Source organism: Pontibacter virosus, assembly GCF_003096355.1.
Lineage (GTDB): Bacteria > Bacteroidota > Bacteroidia > Cytophagales > Hymenobacteraceae > Pontibacter > Pontibacter virosus.
The window spans coordinates 353,082-367,685 of sequence record NZ_QEKI01000003.1 but is presented as its reverse complement, the minus strand read 5'-3'; the positions used below and the strand labels follow the sequence as shown (position 1 = coordinate 367,685).

General features: G+C 48.7%; 14 protein-coding genes and 3 tRNA genes. 7 read left to right on the top strand and 10 right to left on the bottom strand.

What is annotated here, in order from left to right; translation table 11 throughout:
• Window positions 1–4 precede the first annotated feature (4 nt).
• Window positions 5–559, bottom strand: a complete 555-nt coding sequence (locus tag C8E01_RS06850) for a hypothetical protein (protein WP_116542604.1) — start codon at window positions 557–559, stop codon at window positions 5–7.
• 141 nt (window positions 560–700) lie between these two features.
• Here C8E01_RS06850 and smc point away from each other — a divergent pair, with 141 nt between their 5' ends.
• Window positions 701–4,243 (top strand): chromosome segregation protein SMC, encoded by a 3,543-nt coding sequence (gene smc / locus C8E01_RS06845; RefSeq protein ID WP_116542603.1) that lies wholly within the window; start codon window positions 701–703, stop codon window positions 4,241–4,243.
• A gap of 156 nt (window positions 4,244–4,399) precedes the next feature.
• On the opposite strand, the gene C8E01_RS06840 is transcribed toward smc, so the two are convergent.
• The 6 genes from C8E01_RS06840 to C8E01_RS06815 all read right to left on the bottom strand — a co-directional run bounded on the left by C8E01_RS06840 (window position 4,400) and on the right by C8E01_RS06815 (window position 9,017).
• Complete coding sequence (locus C8E01_RS06840; RefSeq protein WP_116542602.1) at window positions 4,400–4,747, bottom strand: MmcQ/YjbR family DNA-binding protein; 348 nt, start codon at window positions 4,745–4,747, stop codon at window positions 4,400–4,402.
• A 30-nt stretch (window positions 4,748–4,777) separates the two neighbouring features.
• Window positions 4,778–5,329: a 1-acyl-sn-glycerol-3-phosphate acyltransferase gene (locus tag C8E01_RS06835; RefSeq protein WP_116542601.1), complete on the bottom strand. Its 552-nt coding sequence runs from the start codon at window positions 5,327–5,329 to the stop codon at window positions 4,778–4,780.
• Window positions 5,330–5,422: 93 nt separating this feature from the next.
• Complete coding sequence (locus C8E01_RS06830; RefSeq protein ID WP_133242736.1) at window positions 5,423–5,956, bottom strand: hypothetical protein; 534 nt, start codon at window positions 5,954–5,956, stop codon at window positions 5,423–5,425.
• Between the two features lie 242 nt (window positions 5,957–6,198).
• Window positions 6,199–6,963: a patatin-like phospholipase family protein gene (locus tag C8E01_RS06825; RefSeq protein WP_116542599.1), complete on the bottom strand. Its 765-nt coding sequence runs from the start codon at window positions 6,961–6,963 to the stop codon at window positions 6,199–6,201.
• Window positions 6,963–7,805: an MBL fold metallo-hydrolase gene (locus C8E01_RS06820; RefSeq protein ID WP_116542598.1), complete on the bottom strand. Its 843-nt coding sequence runs from the start codon at window positions 7,803–7,805 to the stop codon at window positions 6,963–6,965. The genes C8E01_RS06825 and C8E01_RS06820 overlap by 1 nt, the downstream gene beginning before the upstream one ends.
• A 252-nt stretch (window positions 7,806–8,057) precedes the next feature.
• Complete coding sequence (locus C8E01_RS06815) at window positions 8,058–9,017, bottom strand: acetyl-CoA carboxylase carboxyltransferase subunit alpha (RefSeq protein ID WP_116542597.1); 960 nt, start codon at window positions 9,015–9,017, stop codon at window positions 8,058–8,060.
• Between the two features lie 224 nt (window positions 9,018–9,241).
• On the opposite strand from C8E01_RS06815, the gene C8E01_RS06810 reads away from it, so the two are divergent.
• The 4 genes from C8E01_RS06810 (at window position 9,242) to C8E01_RS22055 (ending at window position 9,743) form a co-directional block, all read left to right on the top strand.
• Window positions 9,242–9,315: transfer RNA gene (locus C8E01_RS06810), tRNA-Asp, on the top strand.
• A 63-nt stretch (window positions 9,316–9,378) separates the two neighbouring features.
• A tRNA-Asp gene (locus tag C8E01_RS06805) sits at window positions 9,379–9,452 on the top strand.
• A 58-nt stretch (window positions 9,453–9,510) separates the two neighbouring features.
• Window positions 9,511–9,584: transfer RNA gene (locus tag C8E01_RS06800), tRNA-Asp, on the top strand.
• 30 nt (window positions 9,585–9,614) lie between these two features.
• Window positions 9,615–9,743, top strand: coding sequence for a hypothetical protein (locus tag C8E01_RS22055; RefSeq protein ID WP_262509638.1), 129 nt, complete (start codon window positions 9,615–9,617; stop codon window positions 9,741–9,743).
• Window positions 9,744–10,003: 260 nt separating this feature from the next.
• Here the strand turns inward: C8E01_RS22055 and gmd are convergent, their stop codons facing one another.
• From gmd to C8E01_RS06785, 3 genes are all read right to left on the bottom strand, one after another.
• A complete protein-coding gene (gene gmd / locus C8E01_RS06795) occupies window positions 10,004–11,116 on the bottom strand; it encodes a GDP-mannose 4,6-dehydratase (protein ID WP_116542596.1) in 1,113 nt (370 codons plus the stop codon).
• A gap of 53 nt (window positions 11,117–11,169) precedes the next feature.
• Window positions 11,170–12,123 carry a GDP-L-fucose synthase gene (gene fcl / locus C8E01_RS06790; RefSeq protein ID WP_262509640.1) on the bottom strand — a complete coding sequence of 318 codons (954 nt, stop codon included), beginning with the start codon at window positions 12,121–12,123 and terminating at the stop codon, window positions 11,170–11,172.
• 241 nt (window positions 12,124–12,364) lie between these two features.
• A complete protein-coding gene (locus C8E01_RS06785) occupies window positions 12,365–13,195 on the bottom strand; it encodes a DUF481 domain-containing protein (RefSeq protein WP_116542594.1) in 831 nt (276 codons plus the stop codon).
• 156 nt (window positions 13,196–13,351) lie between these two features.
• Here C8E01_RS06785 and C8E01_RS06780 point away from each other — a divergent pair, with 156 nt between their 5' ends.
• On the top strand, window positions 13,352–13,825 hold the full coding sequence (locus C8E01_RS06780) for a hypothetical protein (RefSeq protein WP_116542593.1): 474 nt from the start codon (window positions 13,352–13,354) through the stop codon (window positions 13,823–13,825).
• Between the two features lie 57 nt (window positions 13,826–13,882).
• Entirely contained in the window at window positions 13,883–14,554 is a 672-nt protein-coding gene (locus tag C8E01_RS06775) for an HD domain-containing protein (RefSeq protein WP_116542592.1), read from the top strand.
• The last annotated feature ends 50 nt before the right edge of the window (window positions 14,555–14,604 follow it).

Sequence of the window (14,604 nt, the reverse complement as noted above, 5' to 3'; positions counted from 1 at the left end):
GCAGCTAGTACTGTTTCCTGTTGAAGATTTCTGATAGAATAAATGCCTGACGAACGGACTGCGGATTATGCAGTAATTCGCCATAAACATTCGGAACTGCTTTCCTTCCCTGCTTCTTTGTCTCGGAAAGGGCATCTGCGGCGGCTAATCGCTCTTTCCTTTGCTGGTTATAGAGGCGGGCTTGTTCCGGGTTTTCCAACGAGAGCGCACGATTAGGTGTCCGTTCTTTGGTTACCACTTTCGTGCTTGGCTGCAAAACTGGTTTCGGCTTTTCTACCGGGGCTCTATTCTGCTCATTTGTCCGCTCCATTTTACTTTGCATCTCACGCAGAATATCCTCAAATGAAGTAGCCGGCGCCACCGGCCTTTGCTGACGTGGCTGAGGCTGTGATGGTGCGGCAGGCATTGACCTTGGCGCGGGCCGTTCCTCCAATGATCGCTCCTGTGGCGCAGGTGGCCTTCCGTCATCGTCCGGCGTCTTAAAGGCTTTACGCCAGGCCGTGTAAATGAAATAAGCCACGATGGCCAGTATATACAGAATCAGTTTAAAATCTTCCATGCTCTTGGTCTCTTATCAAATATAGCATAATTAATGTGTTCCACTGGCATACTTCCTGCATATTTATACTACTCCCTTGTCATATGGTAAACAAATTAGTCTTATTTTTGAGTTTGGTTTGAATAGATTCCGCTGACGCGAATGCAAGTATCAAGATTAGAAATTAAAGGGTTCAAGAGCTTTGGCGACCGCGTCGTCATTAATTTTGATGAAGGTATTACAGGTATAGTTGGCCCGAACGGGTGTGGCAAGTCCAACATTGTAGACGCTATTCGCTGGGTGCTGGGTGAGCAGAAAACCCGCAACCTGCGCTCTGACAAAATGGAGAACGTGATCTTCAATGGCTCCAAAACCCGCAAGCCGGTGCAGATGGCCGAGGTGTCCATTACCTTCGACAACAACAAAGGCATCCTCCCCACCGAGTATTCACAGGTAACTGTTACCCGAAAGTACTACCGCAACGGCGACAGCGAGTACATGCTCAACGGCGTAACCTGCCGTCTCAAGGACATCAACGAACTCTTCCTCGACACAGGTATAGGCTCCGATAGCTATGCCATCATTGAGTTGAAAATGGTGGACGAGATCTTGAATGACAAAGAGAACTCCCGCCGATTACTCTTCGAAGAGGCTGCTGGCATCTCTAAGTTCAGGGTGCGTAAAAAGCAGACGCTGAAAAAGCTGGAAGAAACAGATGCCGACCTGGAGCGAGTAGAAGACGTGCTCTTCGAGATCGGCAAGAACATGAAGACACTGGAACGCCAGGCAAAACAAGCCATTAAGTACTTCCAGTTAAAGGATGACTATAAAAAGTTCAGCCTGGAATATGCACGCCGCAACATCAACCAGTACCAGCAAACGCTGGAGCGACTGGAGCAGGATGTGCAGCGCGAAACTGAACTGAAGGAAGGTTATGTACAGGCGGTAACAGAAGCTGAAGACGCCATAACCGACCAGAAAGCCGAGCTTAACCTGACACAGGAGCAGCTGGCTGAAATGCAGAAAACCATGCAGGTGCAGACTGCCAAACTACGCCAGCTCGAGAATGATATCAAGCTTAAATCGGAGCGCAGCAACTTCCTGAAAGAACGCATGACGCAGCTTCGCCAGCAGATCAGTCAGGATACTGCCAATTTGGAGCATACGCAGGAGAGCATTGTAGAACTCCGCGACGAGCTGATGCAGGTACAGGATAGCTTTGCTGGTGCAGAAGAGCAAGTGGATGCTCTACGAGAGCAGTTGCAGGAGGCAAACGAGCAGAAGCTTAGTCTGCAGGAAGCATTCCAGGAGCTGTCACAGGAGCAGCGCAACAAGCAGAATGCCGTATTCCAGCTGAACAAATCACTCGAGATTAGCCAGGTACAGATACAAAACCTGACACAGGACCTGGAGCAACTCAGACAGCAACAGCTAACAGCCGACGAAGACGCAGCCGTATTGCAGGAACAACTGCAGGAAGCACAGACTGAACTCGAAGACAAGACGGCTATCCTGGTGAGTCTACAGGCAAAAGAAGAGACACTCCTGCAGAACGTCGAGAAAACAGAAACGGATATAGAAGGGCTGAAAGAGCAGCTGGTAGCACTTAACAGAAAACGTGACGCCCGGCAGAACCAGTACAACCTGACCAAATCGCTGGTCGAGAACATGGAAGGATTTCCGGAGGCGATTAAGTACCTGGCACAGTCAGACGTTTGGAGCAAACCAGCTCCTCTCCTATCTGACATCATTGTTTGTGAACCTGAGTACAAGTCACTTATCGAGAGCTACCTCGAGCCCTACATGAACTTTTTTGTAGTAGAAGAATTGCAGGACGCTGTGGAAGCTATTGCTCTGCTCAAGCAACACAACAAGGGACGCGCTAACTTTATCATCCTGTCTGAAATCGAAGAACTGGAGCCGACAGCTACGTTTAGCGATGGAGCTATGAAAGCGGCTTTTGAGGTAGTAAAAGCGGATAAGAAGTATAGCAGCCTGCTCAAGTACATGCTGCGCAACGTATACATCAGCGATGAAACGGAAGAAGACTTCTCTGCAGAAGACTACCGCACGATTATCCTAAAAGATGGCTCGGCTATCAAGAAGCCACTCAGTCTCTCTGGAGGGTCGGTAGGCCTGTTTGATGGCAGTCGCCTGGGACGCAAACAAAACCTGGAGCAGTTGGCCCAAGAGCTGGAGCAGTTACAGCAGGAAGTAGAATTGATGCAGAGCCGCATTAACGCCCAGCAGCAGATTCTGCTAAACTACCGCAGCGAGTCACAGAAAGACGCGATCAAGCAGCTGGAGAAAGAAGTTGCCAAACTTCAGCAGGACCTGCTTACGGTTCGCATCAAGAACGAACAGCACCAGCAGAACCGCAAAAACTTTGTACAGAAGCAGCAGGAACTGCAGCAGCGCCTCGACGACTTGTACGTGCAGAGTCAGCAGGTATCGCCGCAGGCGGAAGAAGACATGCAGGTACTCAAACAGCTGGAGGAACAACTGGCTGTGCTTAACTCGCAGATCAATCAGCAGCAGGAGCAAATTTCGGTTATCTCGGGTATGTACAACCAGGAGAACATCCAGTTCCACCAGTTGAAGAACCGATTTGGTTCGCTCCAGCAGGAGATCAGTTACAAGCAGAAGACGGTAGAGACCAATCAGGAGCGAATCGCCGGTCTACGACAAGAACTACAGAGGTCTGAGGAGGAAACAATTGAGGCAACTGATTTTATAGAAGAAAACGAAGCGCTGGTTCAGTCCATGATGGAAGCCCGCAGCGAGTTTGGTTATGAACTGGATGCGGTAGAAAAGAAATACTTTAGCTTGCGCGGTGAGCTCGACGAGAAAGACAAAACCATACGGGAACTGCAACGCAAGCGCCAAAATGCGGATGAACTCTTGATGCGAATGCAGCAAACGATCAATGATACACGCATTAAGCTTGTATCGGTGCAGGAGCGTTTGGGGGCAGAATTTAACATTGCGACCGAAGAACTGGAGCAACCTATACCTGAAATGGCACATGAAGGGCTGTTCCAATTCAGCAACGAGGAGCTGAATAAGAACATCAGCGAGATCAGAACAACGCTGGATCGAATGGGTCCGGTGAATGCCATGGCGGCCGAGGCCTATACCGAGATTGAGGAGAGAAACAGGTTTATCACAGAGCAGCGTGACGACCTGGTGAACGCTAAGAATGCGCTGATCGATACTATCAATGAAATCGACACCGTGGCCAAAGAGAAGTTTCTTTCCTCGTTTAACGAGATCAAGCAGAATTTCATCCGTGTGTTCCGCAGCCTGTTTACCGAGGAAGACAACTGTGATCTGGTGCTCACCGATCCGAAGAACCCGCTGGAGTCGCGTATAGAGATTATGGCGCAACCGAAAGGCAAGCGACCGCTGACGATTAACCAGTTGTCTGGTGGTGAGAAAACCTTGACGGCCATCTCCCTTCTCTTCGCCATCTACCTTCTTAAGCCGGCACCGTTCTGTATATTCGACGAGGTGGATGCCCCGCTGGATGATGCAAACATCGACAAGTTCAACAACATCATCCGTACCTTCTCCAACGAGTCGCAGTTTATTGTGGTAACACACAACAAGCGCACCATGGCCTCTACTGACGTAATGTACGGCATCACCATGATCGAGGCAGGTATATCAAGGGTGATCCCTGTAGACTTAAGGCAAATCGCTTAATCAATTAACTATACCTGAAAAGCAAAAGGAGCCGCTTGTTAAGAGTGGCTCCTTTTGCTTTTACTAACTATCCTTAGTAAATCTTGTTACACAGCTATACCTGTACCTACCTTTTATACTTCAAATCCTCCTTGAGCCACAATGGGTGTACCTTAATTAAGAAGTCCCAATTTCCTTCTGAAGCTTTTTGGTCAGCTTTGATTTGATCAGCTCGTACGATTGCTTAACATAATTCTCCCACTGAGGGTCTATAAACTTATCCCAGGATTGTACCTGTATCCATTTGTTACGGGCCATATAGGGTGCCGGGATAATACCTGTTAAAGAAGTGAGTTCTTCGAATTCAGCATCCGACACTTTAAAAGACACACTCGGCTCCCCATCAAGGTTTGTGACGCAGAACATCTTGCCCCCAATTAGGAAGCACAGGTCATTCCCCCATTTTACATCTTCTGTTACACCTCTCAGGCTCAGGCAGTAGGATCTCAATGATTCAATATTCATTTATAAATAGGCTTATTCAAAATCTGCAGACTACAACACTCCATTTTCAGGGAATTTGCCTTGCTTGGTTCGGTAAAAAGCCTTTATCTTTTCCAGATCCGCTTCTACATCCCCTGTTGGGTAAATGGATGGCCCTATACCTGCCTCCTTCTTCGCATAGTCTACATAGCCAAGCACAATGGGAACGCCGGCACCGATAGCCACATGGTAAAAACCCATACGCCACCGCGGCTGATATTTGCGGGTCCCTTCTGGTGTTACGAGCACGCACATGTCACCGGGCGTATCCTTGATGATTCTGATCATGGCGTCCACCATGCGCGTGTTTTTGGATCGGTCGATGGGCAGGGCACCCATCGATTTGAGAAGACCGCCGAAGGGAAATCGCATGAACTCCCGCTTTATAGTGAAGCGAATGGGGGCCTCCATCATGTAGAAGGCAGCACGGGCGAAAATAAAATCCCAGTTGCTGGTGTGTGGGGCTGCCACCATGACACAGCGCCGCTGATCCGGAGCCAGATTGCCATTCAACTTCCAGCCTGCAATTTTGAAAATAAGTTTAGAGATTGCTTTTGCTAACATATAAAAGGCTATAAAAAAATGCTAATCCACTACTCAGCTAGAGATAATGGATTAGCATTTCAAATATAGTGTTTTCTCTGTAAAAACAGAATCTTATAGCGCTCGTTTGATCACATGCGACTTTTGACGCAAGAGGTAGGCCTGCAAACCAAAGCCGATCATAGGGCCAAATTCGCTGTAAGCTCTTCCGTTCCTGTCGACTTTCCGGAAGTAACGCACCGAAAGCACAGGTTCCAAAGAGAACTGCTTGTTAAGGAAGAACGCATATCCCAGACCTACGCCACCTTCCAAGGCTTTATATTTCTGGTTGACATCGTTGAAGTTATGCAAGCCAGCCAGTAGCGTTAGCTCACTGAATACGCCATTCAGCATATAATAGCGGAGAAATGGACCTGCCATAACGAACGTTTCCCTTCGCGGCTCGCTGGATACTCCATCTGATACATCTGTCATCTTGTTACTTTGGTGCAACACACTCAGATCGAGCCCCACCACAAAGTCCTCGAGCACAAAATAGCCATTCTTACTGCGTAGATTAAAATCGATACGCCGACCGGTTACTTCCTGGCCTGTTCTGTTTAACTCGTTTGATGTGAGTTGATAACTTCCTTGAAGATTACCGCCCAACAACAATGAGCCGTGCTTTATTTTAGCTCTAATGAGTGAACTTTCGTTTTCCTGAGCCCTAAGCGCACAAATACTAATTAAAAATAGGGCTACAATAAGGGTAAAGGTACGTTGTAGCATAGTGTAGTTGGGTTGTATATGCAGGTTTTACGATTAATACTAGAATAAGATCAAATTATATCTTCTAATTTTAATAAATTAATATGAGATAAAGAATTATTTTTTGCCTTTTTCTTTTACACTCATTTGATTGCCTGCATTAACTCCATTTTGATACTCATTGTGTAATTGTATCCGATTTCAAAAAGGTCATCTGCCTTGCTAAAACTCATCAGTCTGTAGTACTTTAACTCAGGTGGCTCTATAAAAAAGTCGCTAAGGTGACGGCGCAGTTGCACATTGTTATTAATGGCTAAATGTGCTGTTCGTTCGATCATGCTTCGCAAGCTTGTAATACGTGCATCATGATTGATCGGGTTACTATGGACACCAATTTTAACTTCGCACTTACCTGACAGGGCTTCGATTGGAAGGTTGTCAAGTAAACCGCCATCATTCAGCAGCATCCCCTGGTAGTGCACAGGCCTGTACAAAACAGGCACTGCAGAAGAAGCTATTAATGGCTTGATCAGTTCGCCGCTTGAAAAGTTTACGGTGACGCCAGCATGCATATCCGTGGCTCCGATAATGACAGGTATGTTCAAGGCTTCGAATGTCGCTTGCTCGCCCAGATAGCGGTAATACAGCTTCTCAACCGCATCGAGGTGCAGAATGCCCACCTGCCCTATCGCCAGTCGCATGATGCGGTAAATGCGCAACTCCTTGATGAGGCGCAGAATGTCATCCGGGCTATAGCCTGCAGCGTAGAACACGCCAACAATAGCGCCGGAACTTACACCGGAAAGTATAGCCGGCTTAATACCCAATTCGTCAAAGGCCTTGAGCACACCTAAATGAGCAATCCCCCTGGCGGCGCCTCCTGACAGTGCCAGCCCAATTTTTTTCATTAGAGCTCGCTAAGGTAGAAGGTTGAGTCCAAACGAACACCTTTTTCGGTGTGACGTACGGTGCAGCATTCATTTACGGCATCATGCTCCAGGTATAGCACAAAGTCCTCATCGGCAGCCATCTTCAAAAAACGGGCTTTTTCATCCATTGTCAGAAGGGGGCGGGTGTCGTAACCCATTACGTAGGGCAGTGGAATATGGCCTGAGGAGGGCAGTAGATCCGCCATAAACGCCACTTTACGGTCTTTGTAAGAAATGATCGGCACCATCATTTTATCTGTATGCCCGTCGGCATAAAAGATGTCGAATTGCGGGAATGGAGATGGCTTGGAAGGATCTACGAACTGCAGGTGACCACTCTCCTGCATTGGCAAAATGTTCTCTTTCAAAAAAGAGGCTTTTTCTCGGGCATTAGGTTCGGTGGCCCATTTCCAATGGTCGGCATTTGACCAATAGGTGGCATTCGGGAATACTAACTCCAGAGTACCATTATTGTTCTTATACTTTACCCCTCCTCCACAATGATCAAAATGCAGGTGCGATAGAAAAACATCTGTTACATCCTGATGCGAGAACCCTGCCGCGTGCAGTGATTTTGCCAGTGTAGCCTCGCCGTGCAGGTAGTAGTGACTGTAAAATTTTGCATCCTGCTTATCGCCAATGCCATTGTCAATCAAAATCAAGCGGTCTCCATCCTCGATTAGCAAGCAGCGCATCGCCCAAGTACATAAATTGTTTTCATCAGCCGGGTTTGTTCGCTGCCAAAGTGATTTAGGTACGACCCCAAACATAGCACCGCCATCCAGTTTAAAGAAGCCCGTATCGATTACGTGTAGTTTCATCCAGTTTAAGAATTTTAGAGTTAGAAAGTTTAAAAGTTCAGAAACGAAAAAGGGTTGAGGTTAAAATAGATATATCTTTACACACCGTTGTTACGATTCACAACGAATAAGCGTCTGACTAAAGTTAGTAAAACAATAAAAGGTGGCCAAGCAAAATGCCCTGCCACCTTTTACTATTGTTTAATGAAAGTTAAGTCTGAATTCTTACAGTATTTTTAAGGTACTTTCTAAACTTTCAAACGCTCTAAATCCTTAACTTTCCAAGCTTTCCTGAACCACACCCATGGCCGAGAACTTCTCAATGCGCTGCATGATGCGGTCTTCTGGTGCTATACCTTCCAACTCATCCAGCATCTTGCAGATCTCCTTCTTAAGTGTGCGCATCATTTTATCTGGCTCCGTATGTGCTCCGCCCAGTGGTTCTTTGATTATACCGTCAATGAGCTTATGCTGCAGCATGTCGGTTGCAGTCAGTTTTAAGGCTTCGGCTGCCTGCTCCTTGTAGTTCCAGCTGCGCCATAAGATAGACGAGCAGGATTCAGGAGAAATAACCGAGTACCAGGTATTCTCCAGCATCATTACGCGGTCGCCAATGGCTATACCCAAGGCTCCACCAGATGCGCCCTCTCCTATGATGATGCAGATAACCGGCACTTTCAGCATGAACATTTCCTTCAGATTGCGGGCAATTGCTTCACCCTGTCCCCGCTCCTCTGCCTCCAGGCCCGGAAAAGCGCCTGGGGTATCGATAAAGGTCACAATGGGACGGCCGAACTTCTCAGCCATTTTCATCAGACGAAGTGCTTTGCGGTAGCCTTCCGGGTTGGCCATACCGAAGTTGCGCATCTGGCGCTGCTTGGTGTTGCGGCCTTTCTGCTGTCCGATAAACATAATGCTGCGACCATCCATATCACCAAAACCGCCTACCATCGCTTTGTCATCGCTCACGGTACGGTCGCCGTGCAGTTCCACAAATTTAGAGGTGAGGCCTGCAATGTAGTCTAAAGTATAAGGTCTGTCCGGGTGGCGGGAAAGCTGCACACGCTGCCAACGGGTAAGGTTGGCATAGGTCTCTTTCTTGAGCGTCTTTATTTTTTCTTCAAGCGCTTTAACTGCTTCCGAAACGTCTACCTGGCTTTCGCTGGCCAGTTTTTTCATTTCCTGCAGTTTGCCCTCCAGGGCCGCTATAGGTTGTTCAAAATCCAAAAGCATAAATCCTCATTGCTGATTGAATCACAAATTTAACAGTTTCAGAATATGGAATAGCGATTCTTTGAAATTTATCGTGCATTCCAAAAAAAGAATATTTGGTTTTGAGCTACTTACGGTTTCAGGCTAAAAATATAGGGGTAAAATATAGCATAGCTCTTGCAGAATCGAAATTTACCGTCTACATTTGTGACACTTTAACGGATAGCGTTAAGGAAATGCAGTTTGGTCTGGTAGTTCAGTTGGTTAGAATGCCGCCCTGTCACGGCGGAGGTCGCGGGTTCGAGTCCCGTCCAGACCGCAGCTTAAACCCCTGTGGTTATTACACAAGTAGAGCAATAGGCTCTGCAAATTTCAAAGTATTGGTCTGGTAGTTCAGTTGGTTAGAATGCCGCCCTGTCACGGCGGAGGTCGCGGGTTCGAGTCCCGTCCAGACCGCAGAATTAAACTGCGGTTTTTCTTTCAGAGTAGATGGCTCTGATCTTTTCAAAGTATTGGTCTGGTAGTTCAGTTGGTTAGAATGCCGCCCTGTCACGGCGGAGGTCGCGGGTTCGAGTCCCGTCCAGACCGCTTAAAAGCTCTTGTGAAAGCAAGGGCTTTTTGCGTTTAAAGGCCTCCCCTGCTTATACCTATACCTATACCTATACCTATACCTATACCTATACCTATACCTATACCTATACCTATACCTATACCTATACCTATACCTATACCTATACCTATACCTGACACGAGCTTTCTGGCGCCATCAAGTTATACCTTGCTGTAGCTATAACTTGGTTATAGCCCACACCGCAATTAAGGTTAGATTCTTAAAATTATCAGCCGAGTTATACCTATCATCAGGTGGGCTATAACCATTATTAGTGAAATCCCCTTTTTCAATTACCAACCTAGCGGGCTCGGATAAAACAAAAAAAAGCGGCAGCCCCACCAAAGTGAGACTGCCGCTTTCTATTTGAGCTATACCCTGCTTAAGGTATAAGCGATTACTCGTGGTAGTTGAGGATGCGGTGGCCGCCTTCCATCAGGTAGGTGTCGCGCTTGAAGAGCTGGATGTCGTGCTGCATCATGTCGGTCACCAGGGCCTGCAGGTCGTACTTCGGTACCCAGCCCAGCTTCTCCTTCGACTTGGTCGCGTCGCCGATCAGCAGCTCCACCTCCGTCGGACGGAAGTAGTTCGGATCTACGCACACTACTTCTTTGCCTATCTCCAGCTGGTACTCGGGGTTGTTGCAGGCCACCACATAGCCTTTCTCGTCCACGCCCTCGCCCTTGAACTCGAGCTCGATGCCCACGTGGCCAAAGGCCATGCGGATGAAGTCACGCACCGTCGTCGTCACGCCCGTGGCGATCACGAAGTCCTCCGGCTCGTCCTGCTGCAGGATGCGCCACATGGCCTCCACGTAGTCCTTGGCATGGCCCCAGTCGCGCTTGGCGTCCAGGTTACCCAGGTACAGACCGTCCTGTAGACCCATGGCGATGCGGGCGGCGGCGCGTGTGATCTTTCTTGTTACGAAAGTCTCGCCGCGCAGTGGTGACTCGTGGTTGAAGAGGATGCCGTTGCAGGCGAACATGCCGTAGGCCTCGCGGTAGTTGACCGTGATCCAGTAAGCATATAGTTTAGCCACTGCGTAAGGCGAGCGTGGGTAGAAAGGCGTGGTCTCCGTCTGCGGCACGGCCTGTACCAGACCGTAAAGCTCAGAAGTAGAGGCCTGGTATACCTTAGTTTTTTTAGTCAGCCCCAGGATACGAATAGCCTCCAGGATGCGGAGCGTACCCAGTCCGTCGGCGTTGGCCGTGTACTCAGGCGTGTCAAAGCTCACCTTCACGTGGCTCATGGCGGCCAGGTTGTAGATCTCGTCGGGCTGCGTCTCCTGGATGATGCGGATCAGGTTGGTGGAGTCCGTCAGGTCGCCGTAGTGGAGCTTGAAGTTGATGTTCTTCTCGTGCGGGTCCTGATAGAGGTGGTCGATGCGCTCGGTGTTGAACATCGAGCTACGGCGTTTCACACCGTGTACTTTATATCCTTTGCTCAGTAAAAGCTCCGCTAGATATGCGCCATCCTGTCCGGTAACGCCTGTGATAAGGGCTGTCTTCATGTGATATACTTCTTTAATGTAATTCTCTTTTTATGGTTGTATAGAATGTATGACTAAGCAGTCACGTATTTTTCTTTGAAATCGGCATAGGCCAGTGCTATACCTTCACGCAGTTCAATTTTATGTTTGAAACCGAGGCTGTGCAGCTTGCTCACATCCATCAGCTTGCGCGGTGTTCCGTCCGGCTTGGTGGTGTCGAACTCCAGTTCGCCTTCATAACCAATCACGTCTTTGATCAGCAGGGCTAGTTCTTTAATAGAGACATCCTCTCCTGTACCAATATTCACCAGCTCGCGGCCATTATACGAATCCATCAGGTATACGCAGGCAGCTGCCAGGTCATCCGCGAAAAGGAACTCGCGCTTCGGACTGCCCGTACCCCATACGGTAACAGTAGGTGCGCCGTTGTCTTTTGCCTCATGTATTTTTCGGATCAGAGCCGGAAGCACATGTGAGTTCTGCAGGTCGTAGTTGTCGTTGTAGCCGTAGAGGTTGGTGGGCATCACGCTGATGAAGTTGCTGCCGTACTGGTCGCGGTAGGACTCGCATAGCTTGATGCCGGCGATCTTAGCAATGGCGTAGGGCTCGTTCGTCTGCTCCAGCAGACCAGTCAGCAAATACTCCTCTTTAAGAGGCTGCGGGGCCATCTTCGGGTAGATGCACGAGGAGCCCAGGAACATCAGCTTCTTCACGCCTGACACATGGGCGGCGTGGATGATGTTGGCCTCGATCATCAGGTTGTCATATAGGAACTCGGCGCGGAAGGTGTTGTTGGCGTGGATTCCCCCTACTTTGGCGGCCGCCAGGAAAACGTAGTCTGGCCTTTCGGTTTCGAAGAACTCCTGCACGGCCTGTTGGTTACGCAAATCGAGTTCGGAGGAGGTTCTGGTGATGATATTGGTGTGGCCATTGGCCTCCAGTTGGCGCAGAATGGCAGAGCCTACCATGCCACGGTGGCCAGCAATGTAAATTTTAGAAGTTTTTTCCATCGATAAAAAAGTGCAAATATGCGCATCTGACGCGCGCTGGACTTACCAGTTATTTAATTAAACGTTGATTACCAGGATTGAGCATTCCGGTCGCAGGATATTTACTTAAATGTGTGTTTATCGTGTATCCTATGACGCAGCTTACGCCAAAGTTGACTCCATTGTTCGGCTCTGTGCAAATTATATTAAAAAAATTTGATATAAATCCGTTCAAACGCAGTGCAACTAAGGCGTAGGTTGTTATGAGCAGACAGTACGGCTAAAAGTCTACCTGCAAACCGTTTGTAATCGCATATATAAAGCGGGTAACCGGTACGATTGGTCTGTCTTCGTACGTGAAGTTGAAATTTGTGCGCATCGAAACGCGACCAACTAGCCTAACCGTCAACCCCAGGTCTCCGCTGATGCGATTCCGGAATCGGCTGATGTGCTGGTCATACCCTGTCTGGAAATAGGCTATGTTATTCGTTTCCACATGTTCCGACAGTTTAGAGCGCAGACTGATGTAATTGGAGGACTTCAACAGATCCGAATCGCGGGTCACTCCCTCCTGCTCCGGGTCCTTCCAACTTTCATGTTCATGCATCAGGCCCGTACCCGCAAACCAGGAAGTGTTGTCTGTGCGATAAAGCAGCCAACGTACACCTCCTCCAGTCAGGATTCGCCGCTCTAGACCACGAGCCATATCGGCTTGGTACTGCGTGAAGAGTTCGTATGATACCTTGCGCCGGCTCATTAGGTTGACCCTGAAATGGGAGTACCCATTGCTGGCTACTGTGTTGCGCAATTCGCGGGAGTCGTAGTTGACCAGCAGGTAGTTGTAATAGTTAAGAAACAGATACGTGTGCTGTTTGGAGATGTAAGCTAGATCCCCGTTGAAAGTAAGCTGCAGGAAGTTGTTCGGATTGTTTCGCCCCGCATTGCGGTTGAACATCGAAAAGTTAAGCCCGGCCTTGCCCGTTGCAAAATCTGCCGTGTCGCGCTCTATCCTGGACCTTTCGATATTAAGAATCTGGGCCTCTGCTGACGGCGCGGTACAGACGAAGAACATCAACAGAAAAAAAATTACGGCAGGTATAATACGCATCATCGAAGGCTTAGCGGGTGAACAGGTATACCTGCAAAGGTATAAAGCCCGGTGGAGGTATGAAAATCAGGCGTCTATTCATAACATTTACCGCCTCTGCCGTTTTATAGTAGGATGACTTATTTCTCCGATAAAAAATCACCTTAAAGGATCAAGCTTATGGCAAGAAGTTCAGCACAGCTGGTGGCGGCTATACGCCAGACAGCCGACCGACTGGCACGGGGTGCCAATTACCAATGGGGTCATATGGGCAGCTGCAACTGCGGTCACCTGGCCCAGACCCTCACCCAACTCGACAAAGGGCACATCCACGGTGCGGCCATGTGGCGGCATGGCGATTGGAGCGAACAGCTGCGCGACTACTGCCCTCAAAGTGGATTACCTATGGACGAGATCATTGATCAGATGCTAGCATGGGGCCTCACAAAAGATGACTTAGCCCACTTGGAACGGCTCTCGGATGCAAAGGTGATTGAAGCGCTTCCGCCGAACAGACGCTATTTAAAACACAACCTGCGTGACGATGTGGTGCTATACCTGAGCACCTGGGCCGCCCTTCTCGAGTTGGACTTAGTACAGTTGCCATCGCTGCAAGGTATCGATGCTGAGGCTATGACAGGTGTAAAGGTATAGGCCAGCCTTTGTGGCTTTGCGGGATATTTCGCAGTTTTGAGGTTTATACATGACAATATGCAGCAACAAGCCATTATCGACAAAACCGCAGCCTATGTAAAAGAGCAACTGGAGGGCGAGGGCTCCGGCCACGACTGGTGGCATATTTTCCGGGTGTGGAAGAATGCCCTCTACATTGCCTCACAGGAAAAAGACGCCGACCGATTCACGCTGGAACTAGCCGCTTTGCTTCATGACATCGGCGATCACAAATTTCATAGCGGAGATGAAACTGTAGGACCACGGATGATACGGGAATGGCTGGAAAAACAACAGCTGGACGAAAAACAGATAGCAACAGTCTGTGACATCGTAAGTGGCTTGTCATACAAAGGAGCCGGTACATCTTCTGCCATGCCAACCCTGGAAGGGCGTATCGTGCAGGACGCAGATCGACTGGACGCCATCGGAGCGATCGGCATTGCGCGCACCTTTGCCTATGGCGGTCATAAGGGACGGGAACTCTACAACCCTGCCGTACCACCTGTGCTGCACGACAACTTCGAGACTTACAAAACAAGCACAGCACCCACTATTAATCACTTTTACGAGAAGCTGCTGCTGTTAAAAGACCGGATGCATACTCCAACCGCACGGGCTCTGGCTGAAAAACGCCACCAATACATGGAGAATTTTCTAAGCCAGTTTTATGCAGAGTGGACAGCCACCGACCATCCGCAGGAATCTTAAAAACTAAAATCGTTAGCATCTGGTTTGAAATGCTAAAAAAACATACCTTT